At 62.4% G+C, this 10,101-nt stretch carries 7 protein-coding genes; 4 read left to right on the forward strand and 3 right to left on the reverse strand.

Features of this window, described 5'->3' with window-relative positions; translation table 11 throughout:
• Positions 1 to 321, forward strand: a 321-nt coding sequence (locus A9Q02_RS04355; RefSeq protein WP_141508700.1) for a DUF4351 domain-containing protein, incomplete at its 5' end; no start/stop codon positions are given.
• Positions 322 to 354: 33 nt separating this feature from the next.
• Here A9Q02_RS04355 and A9Q02_RS04360 read toward each other — a convergent pair.
• Together A9Q02_RS04360 and A9Q02_RS04365 are read right to left on the reverse strand one after the other, a co-directional pair.
• Entirely contained in the window at positions 355 to 1,740 is a 1,386-nt protein-coding gene (locus A9Q02_RS04360; RefSeq protein ID WP_097651140.1) for a TaqI-like C-terminal specificity domain-containing protein, read from the reverse strand.
• Entirely contained in the window at positions 1,737 to 2,663 is a 927-nt protein-coding gene (locus A9Q02_RS04365) for a type IIL restriction-modification enzyme MmeI (RefSeq protein WP_097651141.1), read from the reverse strand. The genes A9Q02_RS04360 and A9Q02_RS04365 overlap by 4 nt, the downstream gene beginning before the upstream one ends.
• Positions 2,664 to 3,290: 627 nt before the next feature.
• Between A9Q02_RS04365 and A9Q02_RS04370 the strand changes: the two genes are divergently transcribed.
• The 3 genes from A9Q02_RS04370 to A9Q02_RS04380 are packed head-to-tail and all read left to right on the forward strand — an operon-like array spanning position 3,291 to position 7,746.
• The gene (locus tag A9Q02_RS04370) at positions 3,291 to 7,115 is read left to right on the forward strand and encodes a tetratricopeptide repeat protein (RefSeq protein WP_097651142.1); all 3,825 of its coding nucleotides are present in this window, start codon (positions 3,291 to 3,293) and stop codon (positions 7,113 to 7,115) included.
• Positions 7,108 to 7,305 carry a hypothetical protein gene (locus tag A9Q02_RS04375; protein ID WP_097651143.1) on the forward strand — a complete coding sequence of 66 codons (198 nt, stop codon included), beginning with the start codon at positions 7,108 to 7,110 and terminating at the stop codon, positions 7,303 to 7,305. Before A9Q02_RS04370 ends, A9Q02_RS04375 begins: the two co-directional genes overlap by 8 nt.
• Positions 7,306 to 7,317: 12 nt before the next feature.
• Positions 7,318 to 7,746 (forward strand): hypothetical protein, encoded by a 429-nt coding sequence (locus A9Q02_RS04380; protein WP_097651144.1) that lies wholly within the window; start codon positions 7,318 to 7,320, stop codon positions 7,744 to 7,746.
• 726 nt (positions 7,747 to 8,472) lie between these two features.
• Here A9Q02_RS04380 and A9Q02_RS24575 read toward each other — a convergent pair.
• A complete protein-coding gene (locus A9Q02_RS24575; protein WP_097651145.1) occupies positions 8,473 to 9,897 on the reverse strand; it encodes an SDR family NAD(P)-dependent oxidoreductase in 1,425 nt (474 codons plus the stop codon).
• Positions 9,898 to 10,101: the final 204 nt, after the last annotated feature.

Genomic DNA, 10,101 nt, shown 5'->3' on the forward strand with positions numbered 1-10,101 from the left:
CGTGATTATGGTTTGCCCGAGACGCCGATGATGCGCAAATGGCGCGAGCAGGGGCTTGCGCAGGGGCTTGCGCAGGGCCGGGAAGAGGGGCGTGAAGAGGGGCGTGAAGAGGGGCGTGAAGAGGGGCGTGAAGAGGGGCGTGAAGAGGGTCAGTTGGCCGTACTGGTGCGCCAGTTGCAGCGGCGCTGTGGCCCGCTGCCCGCTGCGCTGCTGGTGCAGGTGCAGCACCTTGACCCAGCACAACGGCTGGATCTGGCAGAGGCGGTCTTTGATTTCACCAGGGTGGCCGATCTCGAAGCGTGGTTGGCGCAGGTGGGGTAGGGGTTGAGGTTTCAGGATGTTGATGGGTCGCGCTTATTGCTCTCTCGCTGGCATGCGCGGTGGGGCGGTTTCCCACATCAGCGCAATCTCTTCGGGGGTCAGGCCGTAGGCGGTGTTGACAAGCGTGGCGAGACGGTGTTCGAGTTGCCGGGCGTTGGCGCGGTTTTGCTGCACCGGTGGGGCTTGTTCGTGGTAGCCGTTGCGTAGGGCGCGTAAGCCTGATGGTGAGAGTTTGCCCGCCGCTTTGGGGCGACGCTTTTTGACTTCTTCAATAAATTCAGTTTCGCTCAGGATGGCAAAATCGGTCAGTTTTTGGCCTGGATTTTCCAGATCGAATTCGCTGCGTAGCCAGTCAAGGGTGTCTCGGCGCGCCGCTTGTTCGCGCTGCGTGATGGCGATCAGTTGCGCCACCGCTGGCTCGACCGCTTCGCGGATGGCGTCGGTCGCTGGTGCGATGGGAAGTTTTTCGATCAAAAAGCCAGCCGGGTTGAGCGCTTCGTCTTTCATGTGGGGAAGGTAGCGCCAGTTGTGCCACCACATCAGGGGTGAGTTTAGTACGGCAAGGAGATAAGAGTCCGCATTTGGAATTAAAAATACCTTGTTGTTTGAAAAATAGCCAGTAAAATCAATACTATAAACAGAATGAAATTGAATTTCTTGATATAATATCTTTGGGTGTTCAAAAAAGCCCCAGTAATCAACAGAATCTTGAATTTCATACCATTGATAGTTTCCGGGCTTGCGGCCTGCCCAGGTTTTTCCTGTCCAATCTTTTGGGCGTGGCTCTAGTTGTTCACGGAAGCGGAGGAGGTGATTTTTGACGCTTGGATATGCGTCGATCTCAATGCCACGCCGAGTGAAGATCATCCATAGCCCGGCCCAGGCCGGGGTCCAGCGTTTGATGTCTTGCCCGCGCAGGTAGGGTTTGATGATCGCGGCACACTGGGGATCTTCGTGGATCAGGCGGTCTCTGGTGGGGGTGTCGATCAGAAATGCTTCGTTGAAGCCGGTCAGGACACCACGGTATGGTTTGACTCCGGCATACTCTGTCAGGGTTGGGCCGGCCTGGCGGATCTTTTCCATCAGATCGTCAGTGCTACTCGCCTCTAGGCTCCAGGCGTTGCGCCCGAGGCGGCGCTGCGGGACGTTGTGGCTGTAACGGGTGACAAAGCTGTCGAGGTTGATCACGCCGAGGGCTTCGCGTGGGAAGTTGCTTACCTGTACCTCGTGATCTTCGCTGACGGTGCCCTCGGCGGGGCGTTCGACAACGATGATGACAGGGAAGACATCGGCATCGGCGAAGATCGGGGCGTGACCAAAGTCGATGATGCGTTCGAGGCGCGCCTGGGCGGCGAAGTAGGCCCGTAGCCCTTCGCCATAGCCTGAGCGGAGCCATTTGTTGGTGACGATGTAGCTCATCCGCCCGCCTTCGCGTAAGAGCCGGAGCCCTTGTTGGTAGAAGTAGACGTAGAGATCCGATAGAGCACAATCAGGCTATTGCTGTAGACCGCGTGGAGCGTAGCGGGGGTCGGGGTCAACGCATTGCGCGGATAGTCGAGCAAGCCCTGGGCGAGATGGCGGAGGGCATCAAAGACCTGGAGCTTGAGGCTATCGCTGACCCCGCGGGCATAATCGCTGCTCTCGCGCAGCATCGCGGTGAGCGTCAGCGCCTCGGCGGTTGACGGCGCAAACGCGGCGGGGCGAAAGAACGCATAAAAATAGAGGAACGCATCAAGCTCATTGGCCTCGACCAGCGCAGGCAGATCGACCTCATAATAACGATCTTGCTTTTCGACCGTATCCTGATGATAGAGACGCCAGTGGCGGCCATTGGTCAGCATGCCCCAGGGCACCCTGGTATGGCGCATATAGAACGCAATCTGATCGGCAGGCACCCTGGTGAGCTCATCGCTCTCACCGCTACTCGACACATCAAGCTTGCGCTCCCAATATTTGGCATCGCCCACGGCAAACGCCGCCGCAAGATCGGCGTCGGTGAGCACGCGGCCCTTATTGGCGACGAGCGCCGCGTGGTCGCGGTAGAAAACATAATCAGGCTTGCGCGTCCCTTTGGGCGTCTTGAGGGCAGCCTGCACCTCGAAGGCATGGCCAAGCGCGAGCAACACCGGGCGCACCAGTTCGTGCTCGGTCTGGGCCTCATTTGGCGCAGGCGAAAACGCCGCGAGGATCGCCCGCACCTGGGCGAAGACCGGGGCCGCCTCGTCGCGCAGGGCGAGCCAAGCGTCACGCTGAGGCAGCGTCACATCGAGGTAACGGTCGGCGAACAACTGGCGATTCTGGTGGCGCTGCACCAGCACCAGCGGAAGTTGCGAGGCTGCCATGCAAGAATTCAGGGGTGAAAAGTGATGGGCGTTTGATTGGTACACCGGAAGGTATGATACCACGCGATGGGGCAGGATGCAAAGGGGTGAAGGGGACTCACGCGAAGGCGCGAAGACGCGAAGGGGGCACGGGCAAGCCGTGCCCGTACGGGCACGGCGGGGGCACGGCGGGGATCGGGGATCGGGGCTTTTGGGATACCGCTCGCTGCGCGGCGGGGTGACACGGAGGAGGCCTTGGGGTGGCAAGGACGCACGGCGGGGAGGGCAACGCCAGCCATGTCATTCCGAACGGAGTGAGGAATCTTCGCTGCGGCGCATAGAAGACCCCTCGCTGCGCTCGGGGTGACAAGGAGGGCGCTCGGGGTGACAAGGAGGGCGCGGCGGGGATCGGGGATCGGGGATCAGGGGGGCACGGCGGCGGCGGGGCACGGGCAAGCCGTGCCCGTACATGTGCCGCATGCGTGTAGGGGCACGGCTTGCCCGTGCCCGTACGGGGGCGGGGCGGGGGCACGGCGGGTGGGGCACGGTGCCGCCGTGCCCCTAGCCAGACGCCTGTGTTTGCCCTGATCAGTGTGTTATACTGGCTGGGGAGCTTAGCTATGCATTCGGTGCTATCCAGAGGGAAGTATGGCGATCACAATAACCCTGCGTCGTGGCGTGGATGATCGTGGCGAGGTGTGCTTGAATGGCGAGGTGCTTGCGTCGTTTGAGCCGGCTGCGCTGCTGGTTGATCAGCCGCTTTTTGCGCGGGGGGGTGTTGCTGCTGATCCTGTTGCCTATGGGCAGCGTTTGATGGCGGCGCTCGGTGGGGAGGAGTTCAAGGCGCGGCTGGCGGCGTTGCCTCGTGCGCCTCATGAGGCGAGTTTGCTTGCGGTGCAGACTGATGAGGCCGAGTTGGCGGCGATCCCGTGGGAGTATCTGCACGATGGCGCTGATTTTGTGATCTTTACGCATTTGTTTGTGCGTGAGGTACCGCATGCGCCGCTGCCTGAGGCCCCTGATGCGCTGCTGCCTTGGCGGATGGTGGTTATGGGTAGCGATCCGCTGGTGCAAGAGGTGCATGATCCGAAAACAGGGTTTGTTGTCGCATATGCCCCGCTCAGGCGGTTGCATGTTGTACGCGAGCTCGATCGGTTGCGCGATGATCTGGTTGGTCAGCAGCCGCCTGCGCCGATCCGGTGGCACCGCATTGCGCCGACCCGCCAGGCGTTGATTGATGATCTGGCGACCGTCGAGCCGCTGTTGTTTCACTATACGGGCCACGGCGATGTTGCGGATGGTGTGCCGGTGCTCTGCTTTGATGATGGCACGGGTTGTATGGATGCGCGCCCGGTGGCTGATCTGGCCGCCGATCTGCGTGGCCTGACCTATTTTGCTTTTCTGAATGCGTGTCGTACGGCTGATAGCCGCGAGCCGGGGGCGAATCTGGCGCTGGCCCTGGTGCGTCACGGTATCCCGGCGGTATTGGGCACGCAGTATAAGGTGCTCGACGACGCTGCGGCCCCGTTTGCCCGTACTTTCTACCGCTTTCTGGCGGCAGGGCAGCATCCGGCGCAGGCGCTCTATCGGGCGCGCTTGCAACTCAAGAACCAGTTTCGTAGTGAGCCGCGTGAGTGGGCGATCCCGGTGCTTTATTTGGCGCAGGGGTATGCTTGGCAGGTGCAACGCCCGGTGCTTGCCGCGCCGTTGCTGCCGATTGAACCACGCGAACCCAGGGTTGAGCAGTTGCGGGCGCCTGAGCATACGTTTGTGGGGCGGGATAAGGAATTGCTTGAGCTGGCGCGGCTCTTTATCAATCATCACGAACGGATTGTGACGGTGCGTGGGGCCGGTGGCATGGGCAAGACCGCCCTGGTGCAGGCCCTGGCCCAGCGGCTCCGGTTCTTTTTTGATCAAGGCATTGTGGCTCTCAGCCTCTTTCTCCCTGGCGAAGCTGCGCCCCTGCGTGCCGCCATCGTGCGCAGGAACCTGGCCGATCGGCTGGGGATCACGCATCCCGCGTTTGATCAGCCTGATGCGGCTGAGGCCCAAGAGCTTGTGCTCGCCGAGGCGCTGCGTGCCAGGCCGCGCTTGTTGCTGATCTGGGATAACTATGAGACCGTGCTGTGGCGGTTGGGGCGTGAAGCGAGCGATGCGAGCAATGCCCCCTTCGACGAAGAGCAGCGGGCCGAGGCGGCAGCGGTGCAGCGTCTGGTAGGGTTGCTAGCCGATAAAGGGGTGCATCTGCTCTTTACGACGCGCCAGTCGCCGGTGGGTCTGCCTGGCGAATATTCCTACCCGCCTGCCGAACGGGGAGCACAGCTTGGGGGCCTGGCCCCGCGTGACAGTGTGCGCCTGTTGCGCGAGCGGGTCGGGCAACGCATTCCTTCAAGCGAGTTTCTGGAACAACTGGCAACTGCCGTAGGCCACAGCCCCCTTGCCCTGAACCTGGCTGCGGCACGCTGGGCCAGAGGGCAGGATGACGCGGCGATCTTTCTGGCAAACCTCCAGGAGGAACTGAGCAAGGCACACGATCCTTCCCCCCAGATGTACCAGCAAGCATCGGTTGAGATCAATGTACGCCTGTCGCTGAACGCACTGCCGGCTGATCTGCGGGCTGATCTGCTGGCGCTGACGATCATTGCCAATCCGGTGATTGTACCGCTGCATGGCGCAGTGATCTGGGGCTTGGAAGATGAGACGACATGGTTTACCGATCAGGCGCATACCCGGCTCGAACTGCTCAACCAGGCCTCGCTCCTCCAGGGCCAGGGGTACGACGAGCAGCGCAATCGTGCGACAACGTATAGCGTGCAGCCCGTGATTGCCACCGTGCTCAGGCAACTGGCCGACGAGCAAGCCCTGGACGAGCCCCGCGCACGTTATGCGCGCTGGGCAGATCAGGTTGTCTCGCGGGCGTATAACGACGAGCAAGGCATCGATGCCAGCGCAGAAATCGCAATGTCTACGAAGTTTTACCTCGCCGATCTCGCCATTGCGATCCCATATCTGCCTCCCGAGCGGCGGGGTTGGGCGGCGTGGCGGGCGGCCTGGGTTTTTGAGCGCCTGGGCCAACCCGAACAAGCGCACCAGAGCATTGAGTTGGCCGTAGCCACGGCAACCGAAACCGAACATCAGGAACTGCTAAGCCGGGTCTACCATCAGCAAGCGACCCTGCTGGAGACGCGGGGCGACCTGGGGGGGGCGATGGGCCTCTACGAGCAGTCCCTGGCGATCAAGGAGAGCCTGGGCGATGTGCGCGGCAAGAGCGCCACGCTGCACCAAATGGCGGGGGTGCTGGTGACGCGGGGCGACCTGGGGGGGGCGATGGGCCTCTACGAGCAGTCCCTGGCGATCAAGGAGAGCCTGGGCGATGTGCGCGGCAAGAGCGCCACGCTGCACCAAATGGCGGGGGTGCTGGTGACGCGGGGCGACCTGGGGGGGGCGATGGGCCTCTACGAGCAGTCCCTGGCGATCCAGGAGAGCCTGGGCGATGTGCGCGGCAAGAGCGTCACGCTTGCGAATATGGCACATGTGCTTGTTCAACAAGGCGACCAGGAACAGGCTCTGAAACAGTACCAAGAGAGTCTGGCTATTGTGACCAGGTTGGGAGATCCATGGGGTGTGGCGAATATCTTGTTGATGATGGCACCATTGCAATTTTCCACGGGTGATCATGCAACTGCGTTGCGCAACACCCGTGAGAGCCTGCGCCTATTCCAGGGAATGGGTGCAGCACCAGTTGCGGCTCGAGCTGAAAATTTGCTTCAGCAGATGGAAGCTGCGATGGCTGGTGGGGCACCGCAACCGGTGGCGCTGACCCCGGCGCGGCTGGTCGGGGCGCTGGTCGGGGCGGTGGTGCGTGCCCGGCGCGGTCAGGTGCCGCCGACCGAGGTAGCGGCAGAGCTTGGCCGTTTGGCCGATGAAGCGTCATTGGCGCAGGTGACTCTGGCGCTCCAGGCGGCGTTGGAGGGAGGCGGTGACGATGCTGCGGCGACACTGCTGGCCGCTGCCGAACCGCTGCTGGCGCAGGGTACACCGGCTGAACGTGCCGATGCGTTGGTAGGTATTGGCAACCTGGCTGCTCTGCTGCACGATCCCGTCACTGAGCTTGCTGCACGTGAAGCTGGGGTGGCGGCGTTCCGTGAGGCAGGTGACGACCGGCAAAACCTGGTACAGTTGAGCATCGCGCTCTACAACCTGGCGATCTTCCACGCTGGACAGGAGCAGTACGCGGCGGCGATTCCCTTGCTCGAAGAGGTGGTTGCCCTGGATGAGCGCACTGGGCATCCTGATCTGGCGAGTGACCGGGCGAAGCTTGAAGAGATGCGCCAGCGGGCGGGGGGCGCGTTGCCAGCGGATCGTGATGAGCAGGAGTCTGCTGCCGCGATGGCGGCCATGCTCAGTCAGCTTACGCCAGCGCAACAGGCCGAGTTCCGGGTGCTGAGCCAGGAGGATACCAGTGATGAGTGAGCCAGCCCAGACCGAGAGTTACCATTGTCCGAAGTGCGGGTATTGGAATATCTGGACGCATGACCAGATTCGTCAGCGTGGGCGCGAGGTCATCTATCGTGGTGAGAATCAAGCCGTCTATACCTTGCGCTGCCAGAATCCCAACGGTTGTGACCATCGCATGCGCGTTGCCATCCCTGTGAAACCCTGAAGAGGCGAAGCTATGCCGGTGCTTGGCCCTGAAACCCCAGACGAGCGCGAGCTACGCGAATGGCTTGAAAAGCAAAAGCGCGGCAATATCGAGCGTCTCGAGACGAGTGCGCAAACGATCATTCAGCTTGTCACCGGTCTCTATGGCGTGCTTTTTGCGGTGCTGGCGTTGAGTGATCAGCCGGCCTATCTGGAACAACCAGTTGTGCAATGGGCTGGCACGGTTGGCGTCGGTGCTTTTTTTGCGACGCTGGTGATGGCGCTGTTTGTGCTGCTGCCACGTCGGGTCAGCTACGAGACCGATAACCTCGGCGAAATGCAAGCGGTCTATCAGGGCCTGCTTGGGCGCAAGGCGGTGCTGCTGCAAATTGCGCAGGGCTGCTTCCTGATCGGGATGGCCGCGCTGGTGGTGGTGATTCTTGCGATTCTGTGGCAAGGCTAGGTTTGACGCGAAGGCGCGAAGGTTTTGATGGTGCTCACGCGAAGGCGCGAAGACGCGAAGGTTTTTTGACGCAAAGGCGCGAAGGTTTTGATGGTGCTCACGCGAAGGCGCGAAGACGCGAAGGTTTTTTGACGCAAAGGCGCGAAGGCGCAGAGGTTTTTGATGGTGCAAGTTCGACGGGATCGATCCATGCCCGCGGGAGCGTAGCAGCGACGGATCGATCCATGCCCACGGGAGGGCGCAGCAGCGATGGTGGGGGCGTTGTGGTTGAGGGAGGCGCATGGGCTGCTGCGCCCCTACATTTGCCGCATTCGCCCCATTCGGTGTTGGCGTGATTGTCGTCAGGTCGGGTCGGGGTGTAGGGGCGCAGCAGCCCCTGGCTCGCTCGGGGTGAAGAGGTAACTCTGATAGCTGCTGCGCCCACCGGCCCATTGGGTGTGCTCACGCGAAGACGCGAAGACGCGAAGGCGCGGCGGGGGCACGGGCAAGCCGTGCCCGTACGGGGGCGGCGGGCGCGGCGGGGATCGGGGATCGGGGATCGGGGATCGGGGATCGGGGATCGGGGATCGGGGAGGCACGGCGGTGGTCGGGGCACGGCGGCGCCGTGCCCGTATATGTGCCGCATGCGTGTAGGGGCACGGCTTGCCCGTGCCCGTACGGGGCGCGGCGGGCGCGGCGGGGATCGGGGATCGGGGATCGGGGGGGCACGGCTTGTCCGTGCCCCTTCTATCGTTGCGCGGCTTGTTGCTGAAGGGCGGCAAGGGTTTCCATAGCTTGTTCGGCGTGATCGATGGGGATAAAGAGGTGGTCGTGGTAGGCTCCTGCAATGATGTTGCAGCTGAGGCCGACGTTGCGCAGGGCGGTGGCGATGGCGGCGGTGAGGCCGACTGCGTGCAGGTCAGAGGTTACGGTCAGGGTGATCCAGGCGCATCGTGCGAGGATGGGGAGCTTGGCTTCGTGGGCGGCGGCTTCGGTGATGACCAGTGATTGTCCTTCGGCTTCGTGGATTGAGGCAATGATTTGCGCTGGGGCAACGATGGTGCCTTCGGGGACGCTGGTGAAGACATAGCTTCCTGGGTGCAGGTATGGGTTGAGGGTGCTGAGCAGGGTTGCTAGATCGGCGATGGGCGTAGAGGGGGCGAGGGTCGGTGGTTGGTGTGGGTGTGGTAGCGTCGCTGGTGTGTGCTGCTCGGCGGAGACCGGAGCAGCGGCGGTGATGGTCGGTGGCTCGCTGTGGTTATGGTGTGGCAGTGTAGTGCCCTGGGGTTGGGTCGATGGGGCGATGCCTGTTGGCGCGGTCCAGCGTTCGATGAGCTGGATGGTTGCGTGCCAGAGGTGGCGTTGGAGCGCTGGGTTGTGGGCGTGACGGGCGGCGGTGGCGCGTTTGGTGCGGTCGAAGTAGGCCCCGCTGATGCCCTGGAGCTCGGGGGCGGTTGCGAGGTGTCTGACACTGTGCGCTGCTTCGGCGGCGGTGAGCATAAAGCGCCGCATCAGGTTGGTCATCAGCGGATAGATGCGGTTGCCCTCGGGCCAGAGGTTCCAGATGTTGGTGTCGACGTGCCCGGGGTGGACGACGTTGACGGTGATGCGGGCTGGATCGAGTTGGGCGGCCAGTTCTTGGGTTGCGTAGACCTGGGCCAGTTTTGAGCGGGCGTAGGCTTTGAAGCCGGCGTAGCCGCGTTCGAGTTGCAGGTTGTTGAGGTCGAGGCGGGCGTACTTGTGGGCGTCAGAGCCGACGTTGACGATGCGTGCCGTTGGTGCGGCGTGCAGCAGTGGTAAGAGCAGGCGCGTGAAGAGGAATGGCCCGAGGTAGTTGGTGGCCAAGGTCAACTCGAAGCCGTCGGTGCTCTCTTCGCGGGCGAGGCGAAAGGTACCGGCATTGTTGATGAGCGTATCAATGCGCGGGTAGCGCTCGGCCAGTTCGGCGGCACAGGCATGAATCGCAGCGAGCGAGGCGAGATCGAGGTTGATCGTTTCGATCTGCTCGTTGCCACTCGTGGTGATCAAGGTGGTGCGTACGGCTTCGGCTTGCGCCAGATTGCGGCAGGCGAGTACGAGATGCAGATTGTGATGGGCAAGCAGACGCGCTGTTTCGTAACCGATGCCGCTTGTCGCTCCACTGATTACGACGATTGGTTTTTCGTTTGACATAAGAATGCTCCAGAACGTTCCAACTCTATCTTCTGACAAACTCGCGAGCGTGTCAAGTAGGGGCCGGCTTGCCCTAGGGCGATTGCATCTTCTGTGTATGCACCCCGCCAAGGCACCCGCAAGGCACCCGCAAGGGCACCCGCAAGGGGTGCCCCTACACCGGGCCCGCCCCCCGGCCCTGTAGGGGCACCCCTTGCGGGTGCC

Origin of the sequence: Candidatus Chloroploca asiatica (assembly GCF_002532075.1) — a bacterium.
Lineage (GTDB): Bacteria > Chloroflexota > Chloroflexia > Chloroflexales > Chloroflexaceae > Chloroploca > Chloroploca asiatica.

Excerpts from the sequence above, each read along its gene's own strand:
- A9Q02_RS04360 (WP_097651140.1), bottom strand. The coding sequence starts at position 1,740 with ATGAGCTACATCGTCACCAACAAATGGCTCCGCTCAGGCTATGGCGAA.
- A9Q02_RS04365 (WP_097651141.1), bottom strand. The coding sequence starts at position 2,663 with ATGGCAGCCTCGCAACTTCCGCTGGTGCTGGTGCAGCGCCACCAGAAT.
- A9Q02_RS04370 (WP_097651142.1), top strand. The coding sequence starts at position 3,291 with ATGGCGATCACAATAACCCTGCGTCGTGGCGTGGATGATCGTGGCGAG.
- A9Q02_RS04375 (WP_097651143.1), top strand. The coding sequence starts at position 7,108 with ATGAGTGAGCCAGCCCAGACCGAGAGTTACCATTGTCCGAAGTGCGGG.
- A9Q02_RS04380 (WP_097651144.1), top strand. The coding sequence starts at position 7,318 with ATGCCGGTGCTTGGCCCTGAAACCCCAGACGAGCGCGAGCTACGCGAA.
- A9Q02_RS24575 (WP_097651145.1), bottom strand. The coding sequence starts at position 9,897 with ATGTCAAACGAAAAACCAATCGTCGTAATCAGTGGAGCGACAAGCGGC.